This window comes from Armatimonas sp., from assembly GCF_031410135.1.
Taxonomy (GTDB): Bacteria; Armatimonadota; Armatimonadia; order Armatimonadales; family Armatimonadaceae; genus Armatimonas.
In genome coordinates, this window is sequence record NZ_JANNYP010000707.1 from 1 (window position 1) to 13,999 (window position 13,999).

At 59.1% G+C, this 13,999-nt stretch carries 15 protein-coding genes and 1 pseudogene; 6 read left to right on the top strand and 10 right to left on the bottom strand.

The genetic code is table 11. From position 1 onward, the window contains the following. The 3 genes from RMO15_RS25760 to RMO15_RS25770 all read right to left on the bottom strand — a co-directional run. A partial coding sequence (locus tag RMO15_RS25760; protein WP_309719510.1) for a tetratricopeptide repeat protein occupies positions 1-661 on the bottom strand: 661 nt, incomplete at its 3' end. Position 662: 1 nt separating this feature from the next. After that, positions 663-1,136 carry a hypothetical protein gene (locus tag RMO15_RS25765; protein WP_309719513.1) on the bottom strand — a complete coding sequence of 158 codons (474 nt, stop codon included), beginning with the start codon at positions 1,134-1,136 and terminating at the stop codon, positions 663-665. Between the two features lie 41 nt (positions 1,137-1,177). Then, positions 1,178-1,732 (bottom strand): sigma-70 family RNA polymerase sigma factor, encoded by a 555-nt coding sequence (locus tag RMO15_RS25770; protein WP_309719516.1) that lies wholly within the window; start codon positions 1,730-1,732, stop codon positions 1,178-1,180. 52 nt (positions 1,733-1,784) lie between these two features. On the opposite strand from RMO15_RS25770, the gene RMO15_RS25775 reads away from it, so the two are divergent. Beyond that, positions 1,785-2,276: a hypothetical protein gene (locus RMO15_RS25775; protein WP_309719519.1), complete on the top strand. Its 492-nt coding sequence runs from the start codon at positions 1,785-1,787 to the stop codon at positions 2,274-2,276. A gap of 2 nt (positions 2,277-2,278) precedes the next feature. Beyond that, positions 2,279-2,581: a hypothetical protein gene (locus RMO15_RS25780; RefSeq protein WP_309719522.1), complete on the top strand. Its 303-nt coding sequence runs from the start codon at positions 2,279-2,281 to the stop codon at positions 2,579-2,581. On the opposite strand, the gene RMO15_RS25785 is transcribed toward RMO15_RS25780, so the two are convergent. Then, complete coding sequence (locus tag RMO15_RS25785) at positions 2,497-3,240, bottom strand: hypothetical protein (protein WP_309719525.1); 744 nt, start codon at positions 3,238-3,240, stop codon at positions 2,497-2,499. The two genes, RMO15_RS25780 and RMO15_RS25785, sit on opposite strands and share 85 nt — an antisense overlap. Positions 3,241-3,278: 38 nt before the next feature. Beyond that, on the bottom strand, positions 3,279-5,594 hold the full coding sequence (locus tag RMO15_RS25790) for an RtcB family protein (RefSeq protein WP_309719528.1): 2,316 nt from the start codon (positions 5,592-5,594) through the stop codon (positions 3,279-3,281). 38 nt (positions 5,595-5,632) lie between these two features. On the opposite strand from RMO15_RS25790, the gene RMO15_RS25795 reads away from it, so the two are divergent. Beyond that, on the top strand, positions 5,633-5,938 hold the full coding sequence (locus RMO15_RS25795) for a hypothetical protein (protein ID WP_309719531.1): 306 nt from the start codon (positions 5,633-5,635) through the stop codon (positions 5,936-5,938). Between the two features lie 27 nt (positions 5,939-5,965). Here RMO15_RS25795 and RMO15_RS25800 read toward each other — a convergent pair whose 3' ends face one another. Further along, on the bottom strand, positions 5,966-7,657 hold the full coding sequence (locus tag RMO15_RS25800) for a S8 family serine peptidase (RefSeq protein WP_309719534.1): 1,692 nt from the start codon (positions 7,655-7,657) through the stop codon (positions 5,966-5,968). A 123-nt stretch (positions 7,658-7,780) separates the two neighbouring features. Here RMO15_RS25800 and RMO15_RS25805 point away from each other — a divergent pair, with 123 nt between their 5' ends. Further along, positions 7,781-9,508, top strand: coding sequence for a family 10 glycosylhydrolase (locus tag RMO15_RS25805; RefSeq protein WP_309719537.1), 1,728 nt, complete (start codon positions 7,781-7,783; stop codon positions 9,506-9,508). Here RMO15_RS25805 and RMO15_RS25810 read toward each other — a convergent pair. Genes RMO15_RS25810 through RMO15_RS25820 form a run of 3 tightly spaced genes read right to left on the bottom strand, consistent with a single transcriptional unit; the run spans position 9,505 to position 12,361 of the window. Beyond that, positions 9,505-10,602 carry an NAD(P)/FAD-dependent oxidoreductase gene (locus tag RMO15_RS25810; RefSeq protein ID WP_309719540.1) on the bottom strand — a complete coding sequence of 366 codons (1,098 nt, stop codon included), beginning with the start codon at positions 10,600-10,602 and terminating at the stop codon, positions 9,505-9,507. The genes RMO15_RS25805 and RMO15_RS25810 overlap by 4 nt on opposite strands. Then, positions 10,590-11,267 (bottom strand): methyltransferase domain-containing protein, encoded by a 678-nt coding sequence (locus tag RMO15_RS25815; protein WP_309719543.1) that lies wholly within the window; start codon positions 11,265-11,267, stop codon positions 10,590-10,592. The genes RMO15_RS25810 and RMO15_RS25815 overlap by 13 nt, the downstream gene beginning before the upstream one ends. Then, entirely contained in the window at positions 11,264-12,361 is a 1,098-nt protein-coding gene (locus tag RMO15_RS25820) for a type III polyketide synthase (protein WP_309719546.1), read from the bottom strand. The genes RMO15_RS25815 and RMO15_RS25820 overlap by 4 nt, the downstream gene beginning before the upstream one ends. Positions 12,362-12,557: 196 nt before the next feature. Between RMO15_RS25820 and RMO15_RS25825 the strand changes: the two genes are divergently transcribed. After that, complete coding sequence (locus tag RMO15_RS25825; RefSeq protein WP_309719549.1) at positions 12,558-13,151, top strand: hypothetical protein; 594 nt, start codon at positions 12,558-12,560, stop codon at positions 13,149-13,151. Positions 13,152-13,279: 128 nt separating this feature from the next. Next, positions 13,280-13,402 (top strand): hypothetical protein, encoded by a 123-nt coding sequence (locus tag RMO15_RS25830; RefSeq protein WP_309719552.1) that lies wholly within the window; start codon positions 13,280-13,282, stop codon positions 13,400-13,402. Between the two features lie 47 nt (positions 13,403-13,449). On the opposite strand, the pseudogene RMO15_RS25835 reads toward RMO15_RS25830, so the two are convergent. After that, a pseudogene (locus RMO15_RS25835) lies at positions 13,450-13,999 on the bottom strand (hypothetical protein); the annotation flags it as partial.

The following is a 13,999-nucleotide window of genomic DNA, read 5'->3' on the forward strand; positions in this document are numbered from 1 at the left end:
CAAAGATCGCCTGAGCGCTGCCGTAGTGCGCTAATGCCTCCGGCAAGAGATTCAGAGCGCGGCAGGTCTCTCCGGCGTCAATGGCGGCTCGTGCCCGCTCGTGCTGCGCTCCCTCGCTCTCAAATATCTGGAGCGCCCCAGTGAGCAAGCTCAGTGCCTGGGCGTAGCGGCCCGCCGTGGCGCTCAGAAAGCCCAGGTTGGTGCTGACAACGGCCCCCTCAAACGCTGAACCGAGGGTTGCGTAGAGCTCCCTCGCCCGCGTGTAGCGCGCCTCTGCCTCGGATTCACGGCCCAGATAGGTCAGTGCGATCCCGGCATTGACAGCCAGCCCGGCATGAAGGCGCGAGTCGGCATCGAGCGCACTTGCCTTGTCGTAGCACTCCAGCGCCTCGGCGTAGGCATCGCGGCGTAGATAGAGGCTCCCCAGGTTGCCCAGAACCCGTGCGGCATCGCGCGGGGGAAGCTGCGGCTCCAGCATCTCGGCTAGTGCAATGGCCTCGTCGTAGCGGCCCAGCATCCCGAGGCTGTCTATCTCTCCGATGCGCACTAGTGCGGCCAAGAGCGGGGTCTCCGCGTCGTGCACGGCGCGGGCGAACGCCGCCAGCGCCTCTTCGTGGCGGCCCTGTTGTCGTAGCGTGCGCGCCTCCGCCAGCGCGTCCATGCTAACCGCCGACCTCGACTCCGGGCAGAAGAATGTCAGCGGTCGCGAGGGAGCAGCGCAGGGCGTAGACTCCGGGCGCGACACCGGCCACATGGAACTCACTGCCTTCCTGACGGGCATTTTTCTCTACACACTGCGCCGAAAAGAGCATCACGGACTCGGGCACCAGCGGCCCGTTATTTTTCTCGTAGACCTGCCCGATGAGATAGCGGCTCGCCCCCGAGTCGGCCTCATCCCAGAGTGTGATAAGGTGCTGATCGGTCTCATAGAGCCGCTGCTGCGCCTCACCACCACGCGCGGTGGCAAGTGTCTGCCCGCCTGAGACAAGCCGCGCAAGGAGTGAGGGACGATCGGCCCGAGGCAGCATCCGCGCCAGCCCGACCGCAAACGTCAGCGTCTCCTGCGACGGCGCAGGCTCCTCCGCCAGCGCCGCCCGGAGCGTTGTCTCTAGCCACTCGTCGGTAAAATCGTCCATAACCAATCCTGAAGAACTCCTTAAGGCGTGAAAAAATACACCTACGCCTCCAGCTCCTCCCACTTTTTTTTCAGCCGCTCCAGACACCGCGCCCGCTGTGGCCCAATACTGCCCACAGGAATCCCAAGCTGCCGCGAAACGTCGGCATACGGCGCGGCTTCCTCAGCATAGAGTAGCCCCAACAACTTCTGGCACTTCTCGGGCAAGCGCTCCAGTGCTTGACGAACCAAGTGTGCCTGCTCCGCCGCGAGCAAGTCCGCCTCAGGAAGCCGCTCGTCGGCGAAGGCTTCGGCATCTTCCAGGCCCGTGGTCGGTTTTCGCCGCAAGAGCCGCAGGCCCTCTTGCCTCGCGACCTGTGCTATCCAGCCCGCCAGCCGCTCCGTGTCGCGCAGCTCGCTCAGGTGCAGGCAGAGCTTGAGGCTGACATTTTGAAAAATATCCTCCGCATCGGCCTGCCCAAAGCCCATACGCAGGGGAATATGGAAGATCAGCCGCTGGTAGCGCAGGATCAGAGCCTCCCACGCCGTCGTCTCGCCGGTCAGGCAGGCCGCTACAAGCTCGTTGTCTGAACGCTCTTTCCAGTCCCGCTTCCACATCAGTTTGTTATATCAAATTTACAAACCGAGCACGTTAAACCGATAAAGAGATATGAAGGAACTCTGGCAGTTTGAGCTGGATCGTGCTGCCGCGTTGGACTCCAAGCGGCTGAGTATGGGCGAGAGCTATCTCGGCGAAGGGGAGACATATGTGAATTGGGCACTCTGGCTTATGGAGCAGGGAGTCACTGAGGAGAGTGTTCAGATTCTAGCGGTGTTGCGTGCGCCACTCAGCCGCTGGGAGGTCGAGAGCTGGCTAAATCGGGTGATTTTTGCTTTGGGGCTGGCGGCTCCCAACCCGGAGCGCTTCCGTTACGAGTACGCTCGTGAGCTGGCACGACGAACTGTTGCGGGAGGGCTATCTCCTGCAGTGGGGACACGGGCTCTCTGGCAGGAGTACGTGCGCCTCGACTACGATGAGCAATTACTTACGGTGGCTTACCTGGATGACTGTCTTGAGCAGGGGGAGCCTGTCGAGGCGATATTACAAGAACTTCAGGCATTTCTTGATACCCTTCCTGAGCCGTCGCTAGTGGAGAAGTAGGCATGAAAAAGACACCCTGGTGGCAGCACTTCCCTCGAACAAGCTCGCTTTTCCCAAAAGAGCAAGGGGGGCGAGACTTTCCCGATCCCACACTTGCTCCTGGTACATGGGTTCGACTTCGTGGAAAGCCTGAGAAACCACGACGGGTGCTGCGTGCGGAGTGGCATCGGTATCACTGGCAATTTGTCTACATTGTCGAGACCAGTGGCTACTTTGATGCCTACTGGTTTGCAGAGCAGCTCGTGCTTGTCAAGGAGCCTGCAAGCGCAAGCCCGGCGTTATCGCTAAGTCCTAGTGTTGGGTAGCCAAGACTCGCTGCTGCTGTGTCGCCAAAGAGTGCGGCGACGATCACGGGCATGTTTTCGACGGGCGTCTCCAAGAGCGGCGCGAGGGCATCGTGGGTGTAGGCAAGCTCTTCGGGATCGAGCGCAGGGAACTGGGTTCTGGTTGCTACTTCTTGCTGAAGAATCTCCCGTAGCGTCTTCGGGTCGCCATAAGCCAACACATGAAGGGCGCGGCGGAGTGTGGTGCGGGTGGCCTCAACAACGACTTTGGCACTGGGCGTGGCGCTCGTCCAGAGCATCACCGAGAGCCAGCCAGAGCGCTTCAACCCCACGCCGAGCTGGGTGCGGAGCTTGTACTCGTAGTCCGTGCGGTTTGTCCAGCCGCCTTTCGCGTCATCAATCAGCACAAGAGAGACACGGAGCGTTGCGTCGGTGGCGAACTCTGACAGCGCCTCTTGCGCGAGGCGCTCGGCGTCAATCTCGGGAGCAAGATACTGCTCCAGAAGCGCGTTGCAGTGTTCCTTGCCCATCGGATTCATCGCCGCCAGCGGCGCGAGGGCAGTATCGTCGCCGGTCTCGTTGACGATGGTCTGTATATAGCTCTGGAAGCGCTCGAAGCCACGTGGCAGCGTGTAGATTTCAAGCTGCTTGCGGAGCAAGGGAATGTACTCAAAGGGCATAGTTTGTCTGCCATTTCCCCGCCGATTTCAACCGGCGGCTAATCGACGCCCTTGATGCTGGCAATCGGAGTGAGCACGGTTTCGACGGTCGCCAGATCGGCGGCGACCACGGCGTCTATCACGTCTTTGGCGGGCTTGTAGACATCGGGGGACTCATCAATCGGGACGTTGCCGCCCGCGTTGACCAGCACATTGAGCGCCTTCATCTGGCGGTTCACCCCGCTCTGGGTGAGGCTTTGCTTGGCCACACCACGGCTCATCTTGCGGCCACAGCCGTGGTTGACGCTCCAGAGGGCGTTGGCGGCACCGGGGCGGGCGCGCAAAATATAGCTGTTGTCGCCCATTGAGCCAGGGATGAGCACGGGGTGGCCGGTGGTTTCCCATTTCGTCCCGACCAGCTCCGGGTGGCCTGCGGGGTAGGCACGGGTCGCGCCTTTTCGGTGCACCCAGGCATCGTCGCCGTCCGGGGTTTTCTCAGGCTGCGCTAAGTTATGGCTGATCTCGTAGACCAACTCGGGCTCCTTGCCAAAGACGCGCCGAAACGCGGTTCCAATCTGCTCCCAGAGGTAGAGACGGTTGGCGATGGCGAAGTTCGCGCCGGCGGAGACGGCGTTTTTATAGCCCCACCAGAGCTTGGAGTCTTGCTTGATGTAGGTCGCCTCAACCCCGATACCGCTGCGGTCTTTGACCTCATCGCGGGCGGCGTACATGTAGTGCTGGGCGAGCTGGAAACCAAAGCCGCGCGAGCCGGTGTGCACCATCACCCAGAGGTAGCCGTCTTGGTCGTACTGGAGCTCAGCGAAGTGGTTACCGCCGCCTAAACTGCCAAGCTGCCCGATGCCGCGATTGAACGCTCGCTCAGGAGCCTCCCAGCCATCGTCCACGGGGAGAAAGTCCCGCTCGGAGTTCTCACGCTCGTAGCCCAGTGCGGCGGCTCCGGTGCGGATGATCTCCTGGAACTGCTTGTTGCTCACCGAGATATTGCCGCGCTGCCCGACGCCTAGGCCAATGCGGCGCATCACTTCCTCACTGAACTTGCGCCGGAGCTTCTCATCGAGCCCTTTGGTGTGGGGCACATCGGACTTGAAACACAAAATTCCGCAGTTATGGACAAAGACTCCGGCTTCCAGAGCAAAGTTGCCGTAGCCTGGCACGGTCAGACAGTACACTTCTTCTGTTTCTGGCAAAGGCACTACGGAGACAACTTTATGGTTAAAGCCATGTTCTTTTTTACGGTGCCACGAAAGTCCCAGGCCACTCTTTACTTGAGCACCGCAGACCTCACAAGTATAGATGCGGTTGCCGACCTCTTTTGACTTTGCGCGGCCCGCCTCGCTCTTGTTGTAGGAAACGAGATACTCTTTGCCACGTTCCCCATTGCCTGCGACGGCTTCTTTGAACGCTTCGGGGTTTTCTTCCATGTAGCGAAGAATATTGGCGGTTCCACGCTTGGCAAAGTAGGCGTGTCCTTCGGGAGTCTGTGCTTTGGCGGCAAGCGCTTCTTTGCGGCGTTGTTCAAACTCGGGGGTGTGCCAATGTGGAGAGCGCTCCGCGTGTTGACGATGGAAACTTATGTGATCTCGATCTCCCATAAATTCCAAGTTTTCAAGATGATTATCAGCAGGATTGAAGTTGCGGTGATGAATCACGGTTCGTTGTCCTGGAAATTGAGGGACATCTCCGAGGAAACCGCCACGTGCAAGCATCCAGTGAACACGCTGCGAAGTGAGGCTCTTGGGTTGCATGACGTAGGGATAGCCGTCTGGGTCTATATGTGAATAGAGTGGCATCAAGGAAGTGCCCGGCGTTAATTTCTGGGCTTCAAGATAACTCCCATCGCGGAGCATAAACTCATGATCCGGGGTACACCGAATGGTCTCTCCGTTGTCCAGAGTGACTTGAACGAGTGGAGCAGCTTTACGTGTTTGCTTCGCGGTGGCTTTGGCGACGACTATTTTTTGTTTTTCGTCAATGGCAAAAATGAGATACTCACCGCCACGCTCCGTCATCTCTTTGAGAGTGTAAGTCTCGCCCTCTGCCGTAGGAACACGGGTATCGCCGGTGAAACAGCCAATGTCAAAACCAATCGGTGCGAGAAGCAGCGTGCCATCCGTGGCAATCACGCAGCCCACGGGGACACAGTTGCCGACATGGGCATCGGGGGTGAGGACGAGGTCTTTGACACCCGGATAGGTAGCGGCCCAAGCGAGCTGGGAGAACACGGACTCCTCTAGCTGCCCGAAGAGTTTTTCGGTGAAGAAGAGTCGTGCGGGTTTTTCGAGACCCAGTTCGCTCATGTCCAGGGTATAGTAGCCGCCACTTTCATGGCGAACACAGGCATCTTTATAGCTCATACGGCACTCTATCGCCAAAGAGTGGTAAAGTGGTAAACATGAACTCAGCTCAGCGTTTGTTGCGGGTTGCTGTGGTCGTTTTGGTGGGAATGATGATTGCTTTTCCCCCTTATGTCATTCGGAGCAAGGAAGCGCGCTGGGTGACGTATGGAGTGCTCTGGGAGTTGCCCTATCCCGAAAAAAACAACACATTGCCGTCCCTTCCCTACTCAGAAGGGCGTCCCAGTGCGCTGATCTTGCTATTCCAGATCGCCGCGCTGTGGATGGTCAGCAGTGTGGTCTACACAAAACTCGGCAAGATTGCCTTCGATGTCGACAAGTACCCGGAGTACTACCGCCCCTGACTCCCTCAGAGGCGGTAGAGACAGCGGTTACCTCTCGCCGAAGATCGTAGTACTGGTCAAGTCTACGACAGTCGTATTGACTCCCCAGATCGCCTTATCTTCCCAGACCGGCTCGGTGAAGAACATTCCTCCTTTGGCCAGATAAGGAGAGCCGCCTGCCTCGCCCCAGATCGCTTGTGTCCCCCAGATCGTCTTGTAGCTGGTGATGCCACTGACTCCCCATATCGCCTGATCATTGGCTTCTGTCTCTCCCCAGATTGCCTTATTCGCATCAATCCGAACCCGACTGGAGGTGCGCTTCAAGATGGGGCTAAAAGCACTGCGGTTGGCCTTGGCTGTTTGATTGAGAGCACCGGGTATATTGAGCAAGCCCGCCCCGTAGGTTGCAGGATCGTTCCAGTACTTGTCCGCCGAGAGCATAAGGCGTGCCTTGACAGTATCCGGGCTGAGAGTTGGGTCTTTCTGGATCAGAAGAGCGGCGGCTCCGGCCACCACGGGAGCGGCCATGCTCGTCCCTGAGAGGTAGAAGTAGGCCATCGAGTCGCTTGTTCCATTACTCGTACCGGTTAGATAGGCGTTCCAGGGAAGCGCATTCGTGACGCTGAAAGCGGCATAGAGAGCATTGTAGCCTCCTAGAGCGTTCAGGCTAATCACACGGTTGCCAGGGGCCACGAGATCGGGTTTCATGATCATATCCACCCGGGTCGGACCACGGCTGGAGTAGGTCGCGATTCGGTCCAGTGCCCGTATACCCACGGGATTTTTGACCGCGCCCACCGAGATCACAAACGGATCGTTGGCAGGGGACTGGATCGAGCCGTAGCGCGTGCCATAGCCCTCGTTATTTCGGAGGAGATTGAAGTTGTTGTCAATACGCCCGCCGTTGCCCACCGCGCAGACCACCACAATCCCCGCTTTCCAAGCCGTTTCAACTGCCTGGCAAAGCGGGTCGGTCTTGTAGCTTTCCCCCACTTCGTGGCCTACGGAGAGATTGAGCACACGAATGTTGTGAGTGCTTTTATTGGCGATAGCCCACTGAATCGCGGCGATGGCATTGCTTACACTGCCCTGGCCGTCTTTATCGAGAACACGGAGATTGATGATCTTGGCATCGGGGGCCGTTCCGTAGAAAGTCCGATAGGCCTTGCTTCCGCTTGAGGCCGAGCCATCTCCGGCGATAATTCCTGCGACATGGCTTCCATGGCCGCAGGGATCGCCAAGGGTTTTATCTCCGACGAAATCCGGGGCATTGACAACACGTGAGGTCCAGCCCGTGGCGAGATCGGGGTGTAGCTGTGTGACACCGCTATCGAGAACAGCGACTCCAACTCCGGTTCCCTTAAAACCATAGCTCCAGGCGATATCAGCACCCGAGTGGCCGACCGTGAACTCATCGGTCTTCTTGACCGTGAGATCTGCGGAGAGGCGCTCCACAAACGACAGCGCGACGAGCTTCTTTAGGTTGCGGGTCGGGAGGCGCAGGGCCACAGAGTTTACAATTGATAGATGCCGGTAGATATCGCCGCCAAGTGCCTTGAGCTGTGCCTCTTCGCCCTTGGAGATACCGTCGGTGGAGCGCACGATCACCGAGCTCCAGCCCGTGGTCCGGGCGAGCTGTGGGGTCAAGAAAGCGTCGGTCTTGGCCGACTGCGCGTGGGATGCTGGAGATATGAGAAGTGTGAGAGCAGTGAGAGTTGTGAGTGAGTGAGAGAGTTTCATTTGCACAAGAGTAATCTGTCTTTTCTTGGAGAGTTTGTATTGACGACATAAGATGGGAAGGTATCGAAATTACGTTAACCAGCGAAATTTGCTGGTTTTGAGGGAACCGGTAAAATGACAGCTATGTTTCCACCCGCAATCACGCTCGCGCAGCCCCCCGCACAGTACCAGCCCTTTCCACACTTGCCGTATGTCTCTCTCGATGTGCCTCACACGGGCTATGGTCTCGCGCAGCAGCTCTGTCAGGAGCGCAAAGCCCAGGGGCGGCTGCTCTGGGTGGATGCGACGGCCAATATTGACCGGGTGAACACGGCGGAGAAGATTCAGACGCTGGTGGCCAAGATCAAGAGCGTGGGCTTTAACACGGTGGTCTTTGATGTCAAGCCGATCTTGGGAGAGACGCTCTACCCCAGCCAGTTTGCGCCAAAGCTCACTGAGTGGGTGCGGCCCTGGGCGACCTATAAGCTTCCCTCTGACTTTGACCCACTGAAGGTGATGAGTGCTGAGTGTCGCAAGCAGGGGCTGAGCTTGATTATCGCCTTCAATGCGTTCTCTGAAGGCCACCGTGAGTTTCCCAAGCGCGGCCTGGCAGTCCAGAAGCCCGAGTGGCAGACCGTGCTCTATGAGACGACGGTGGCGGTGGAGGGAAATGTGCTGGGTGAGAAGCTCCAGATCAGCACCGACACCAGTAAGCTCCCCAAGCTCACGCCCGAGAGCTACGCCGTGGCGCTGGACAAAGACGGCAAGCTGACGGCGCTTTTTGAGGGCGTTGCGCTGACGGCGCTGGCTCCCAAACCCAGCGACGGCGGAGCGTTTCTGGTGGCCGTGGGCGGTAGCGAGGCAAGCTGGCTGCGCTCCAAAAAGCTTGGGGAAGCGCTCCGCCCAACCGTCACGCCGCGCTTTGTCAAGCTGGGGGATATGCCCCAGCGCCAGATTCCGCTGATCACCAACCCGCACCATCCCGATGTCCGAAAGCGCCTTTTGGATATTCTGGCCGAAGTGGCGGGGGGCTACGATATAGAGGGTGTGATCTTCGACGATCGCCTGCGCTACGCCACGCTCAACGCGGATTTCTCGGACTTGGCGCGGCAGGACTTTGAGAAGGCACTGGGCAAGCCCGTGGAGAGCTGGCCTGAGGATATCTTTCGCTGGGAGACCGCCTGGCCTGATGTCAGCCGCCGCTGGCCCGTGCCTGGCCCGCTCTACGAAAAGTGGCTGACGTTTCGTGCTCAGACCCTCAAGAGCTTTGTCGCCGATGCGTCAAAGACCGTCAAGGCCATCAAGCCACAGCTCAGCTTCGCCACCTATGTCGGCTCCAACTACCCCGACTACCCGGATCTCGGGGCCAACTGGGCCGCCGAGGATCTGCAAGCGGGCCTGCACTTCCTCAGCGACGACTACCGCGCCACCGGCTGGGCTGGCATCACGGACTTTGTGGTAACGGGGTGCTACTACAAAGTCCCCACGTTGCGGGATGCTCTGGCCCTTGGCCGCAATATCGGCGACACGGTGGAGGCGGCAGGGCAGTTCTCCAACCGCGCGGTGGGGGACGCGAGTTTTGTCTATGCAGGAATCCTGCTGGAGCACTACAAAGGCCGCCCCGAGGAGCTCAAGCGCACGCTCCAGGCCGCCTGCGCCACGACCCAGGGCATCATGTGCTTCGATCTCTCCCACGATATCGAGCCGCTCTGGCCGATCTTTCAAGAGGCGTTTAAAGTCAGTGCTCCCGCCCCCCATACTGTCCCAGGCCTCCTCACTGAGCTGCGTCGCCGCCGTGCCGAGAAGAAAGCTACCGGAAAGCCCGAGCCCCCCGTGATTCTCTACCGAGGGACGTCTGGCACGGGATTTTAAGCCAGATCTCGCATCGTAAAAACCTCGCCAAACTTTTGCGAAAGGCGCGGAAGCCTCAGAGCCAGTGTGATCAGTGCCCGGCGGGCACTGAGCGCGGGCAATGGGCGGCCCATGTGGGTATTGAAGGCCGCACGTCGCGCCACGCGCTTTGCCACGTGATGGTGTGTGGCTAGGGCGTGTTCCAGTGACTCAGGCAACCCATTCCAGGCTTGGGCTAGGGTGTCAGCGCCCAAGATGCCGAGGTTCATTCCCTGGCCCCCAATTGGGCTGACCACGTGCGCTGCATCCCCGAGTAGTGCCACCCGGCCTTTCAGAAACGTCTCTGCAACAAAGCCCTCAATGCCAAAGGGGCTCAGCCACGAGCATGTCGTGAGGGGAATCGTCTGGCCAGTGCGGGCAAAGACAAGCGCACCGAGGCTGTCCACGGTAAGAGCGGTCTGGCTGTCCCGAAGCCGTGCGACCCAGCGGCGCTGGCAATGGGGGAGGGGAAAGGACTCAACGATTCCTTCGTGGCTAAAAAACAATGCCGCATCGCTGCCAAATGCTGTGTTATCGGTGAAGTCGCCCATCAGATAGCGGTCGGGGTAGGTACTTCCTGTGCGCTTGATATCGGCCAGCGTTCGTACGGTGCTATTGGTTCCATCACAGCCGACTAAAAGCTTTGCGGTGAGTGCTTCTCCAGATTTACAGAAAATTTGAATGCAATCAATGCCTTGCTTGAGCTCGCTTACTTCAGCACCAAGCCGAAGTGCACGGGGCGCGAGGATTTTGAGGTGTGCTTCCAAGAGCGTTTCGGTGCGTGCCTGAGGTAGTGCCATCGGCGCTTCGGGCAGAGCAAGCCGCCCGAGCCGACTCTCGCCATAGAATACCTGGCCACCCCCGATGGCAACTGCCTCGGTGGCAAGCGCCTCACCCAGGCCAAGTGCCCGAAGAACGTCTTGGGCAGGGGGATGGATTCCAATGGCGCGAGAGTGGGGGGAGCGCTCCCGGCGCCGCTCCAGCACGGCAACCGTTACACCACGCTGTGCCAGAAGCCCGGCCAGAGTTAGGCCCACCGGCCCCGCCCCGACAATGGCGATCTCTACGCTTTCCATTGGAGCTGAAGCCGAAACGGGGCGGAGGGCGTGACCTGCCAGCCGGGGGGGACGATTTTTTCTAGCTCTTTCTGGGTAAAGGCACGTCGAATCGAGCGCATGCCATCCTCAAAGATAAACGAGTCACGGAACCAGCTTCCAACAAAGGGAAAGAGCAGAAGCGCCCGATCATCGCGGCAAAGGTCGTTGTGGATCACGTTAACAGAGGCCAGGCGCTCGCAGGCCGCACAGAGGGTTTTTATTTCGTCGCTGGTGAGGTGATGCAAGACATGGTTAGAAAGAAGAATATCCGCGCCAAAGCTGAGCGAGTACAGGCTGGCTTGCTCAAAGTGGAGATTGGCAGGATTGTGCTGCGCCTGGGCAAAGGCAATGGCACGTGGATCGGGATCAATGCCACGGAACTCCGCCGAAAGGCCATCGCACTGGGTGAGCTGTGCGAGGTGTCGGAGGACATCCCCGCCACCACAGCCGATGTCCAGCACTGTCCGTGCGCCCGCTTGTAGCGCCGGGCGAAGCTCCCGCTGGTAGATTCCCGTCCAGCCTGAGAGTAGTGCATTGATCCGGGCAAACTGCGCGTAGGTTCGTGCCAGCTTTTTCGGGTCGCAGTGGGGATCGTCCATGCGTTCCGTCAGAGACAGGGCGCGCTCTCGCAGATAAAGTGTCATAGAGCCGTCAGAAGCGCCGTTTCTATCGTCAGGCCCGGTCCAAACGCCATGGCCAGTAGGGTTTCCTGGGGAGCAATCCCTCGGGAGCCTAGCTCCTTTAGAACGAAGAATAGGGTAGCGCTGCTCATGTTGCCACAGTCTCGTAGCACCTTGCGCGAGGCTGCCAGTGCCGACTCTGGCAAATCGAGCCCGCGCTCGACCCGATCTAGGATAGCACGGCCCCCGGGATGCACTGCCCAGTGCGTGACTTGCTCCTGAGTGAGCTGCACTTTCTCCAAGATCGGCTGGAGCGCCTCTTTGACGTTGGTCTGGATGATCTCTGGCACATACGACGAGAGCTGCATCTGGAAGCCCACATCGCCAATCGTCCAGGCCATGTCCGAGTCGCCTGCGGGGGCAATCGCCGACGAAAAAGCATCCAGGCGCAGGGCGGGGCCGTGCGGCGGATGGGCACTTACCACGGCGGCGCTGGCTCCATCGGCGAACACGGAGCCCGCTAAAAGATCGTCCATTCCCGCCGTCCACTGGACATGCAGCGAGCACAGCTCCAGACAGACCACCAGCACGACCGCCTCGGGGTTGGCCTCACAGAAGGCTTTTGCCATGCGGAGCGCGGGAAACGCGGCGTAGCAGCCCATGAAGCCCAGGTGGTAGCGCTCGACATCTGCGGAGAGCCCTAGTGCTTTTAAGATGGCAAAGTCGGGGCCGGGCTGAAAGAACCCGGTACAGGAGACGGTAATTAGGTGGGTGAGCTGCTCGGGTGCAAACCCCGAGGCTGCGAGTGCGCTGGCGGCAATCGTGGGAAACATCGTCCGTGCGGCTTCGGTGTAGAGTGCGTTGCGCGCCCCGGTTGACGGGCACAAAAACGTGTCGGTCGCTCTGTCGTAGAAAATGCCCGGCTGTGTATCGGGGAGAAAGTCTCTCACCACACTGGAGCGCCGCTCAATCGCCGAGTGGGCATAGAGATGGTGGATAATCTTCTCCGTCCGCCGATCCCCCTTTGCCACCGAGCGTTTTAGGGTCGCCGCGATCTCTTCCTGAGGATACGATGTCGGTGGTAGGAGAGTTTCGATATGGTGAAGGTAGACAGGCATGACTTTTGATCGTATCACGGAGAATGCTCCGATCCGTTCTGAGGTTCCCATTCTTTCGCGGCGTTTGTATAAACCATGGTGGGCATCGAGTCCCTGCTGACCCGCTCCGAGGTGAAAGACCCAGTGCTGGATGCGGACATAGGCACTCACGAGGGATGAATGCAACCCTTTTGCCTGATCGAGGTACAAAAGAAACATGTTGAAAATCAGCTCTCGTGGCTTTCGTATTGCGCAGTTGCTCGTTCTCGTTGCTGGGGGAGGAGCGTTGATGGCCTATGTTCGGACGTCAAGAAATCGTGAACAGAGCGGGGAAGATCCTGCTGTCTGGAAGCGTACCCTCCCACGCCTTTTGGAGAAAATTGCGGCGGCAAAGACTGTTTTCCTTTACGAAGGGCTGCCTCATCCGATGTGGGAGAGTGGTGAGCTCAGCCACGAGAAGCAACAAAAGAAGACACGTCAGCTTCATGGCTTTGATTTTTACATTGATCCCATTACGGTGAATGCCACAGATGCGAAGCTCCTCTTTCAGCTTTGCTCTGCGCAAAGTAGCTATGATCGCTATGGGGGAGTGAAGCTATGTGGTGGCTATCATCCCGACTGGTGTTTGGTATTTGGTTCGGTTGAGGTTCTGCTCTGTTTAGGCTGCGATGAAGCGCGCGTCTACAGTCCCGATGAAGAAATCTACGCCGACTTCCAGGCACCACAGCCACGAAAAGCCTTAAAACAGCTTGGAAAGTTGCTCAAAGTCTACCGTAAGAACCGGCCCCTGACGACGTATTACAAGAGATAGTAAGGATGAGAGCGCAAAATGACCCTGAGGTGCTTCGGGCTTCGCACGAAGAGCCTCGCCAATTTTGGGAGAGCCACCTAAGAAAAAAAACGTATCTCGTTGGAGCAAGTCACAGCGATAAAGCAACTATGAAACGCGGAAAACTACGGGCGTCTCGAAGCCAGCGGTGCAAGCGGGAGACGCAAATCGGCGGGATGTGGGCGGGTTGGATGGGCGCGGCGCTTCGTCGCGCCGTGGGGCAGAAAAGCTAGAGAGCGCCACGGGAAACCTCCCGTGGCGCTCTCTTTATTTGATGCGCTTAGTTGTGGCGGTGATCGCGGTCGCGGCAGTCTCGATCCCAATCGCGTCCCCGATGCTCCCGCTCCCAGCGCAGGCGGGCCTCACGCTCTTCGCGCTCGATTCGCTCACGGCGCTCTCGCTCAAACCGTTCGCGTCGCTCGCGCTCCTGTCTCTCCCGGAGAATGCGCTCCCGAAGCTCTCGCTGTTCACACTCACGTCGCTCCCGCTCGATGCGCTCCCGCTCCCATCGTGAGGGGGGAGTGAAGCGGTCCTCGCGGCCATAGCGATCTCGGTCGTAGTCGCGGGTGTTGTAGCGATCGTCTCGGCTGTCGCGGCTGTAGTTGTTGTCGGTCTGCTGGGCCTTGCGAGCATCTTCGTACTTCTTGCCTGTGTAGGCGGCTCCTGCACCCAGAACAAGCGCCTCCCCGACCCGGCCACGGACGGCAGAGCCCACGGCTGCCGCACCGAGACCAACCCCCAGGTTACGCATCGCGTTCTTGTCGTCCTGTCGGGTCATGCCAGGGCCGTTTCCCTGCGCCCAACCCGTTCCTACGAGACCGATCATCGCC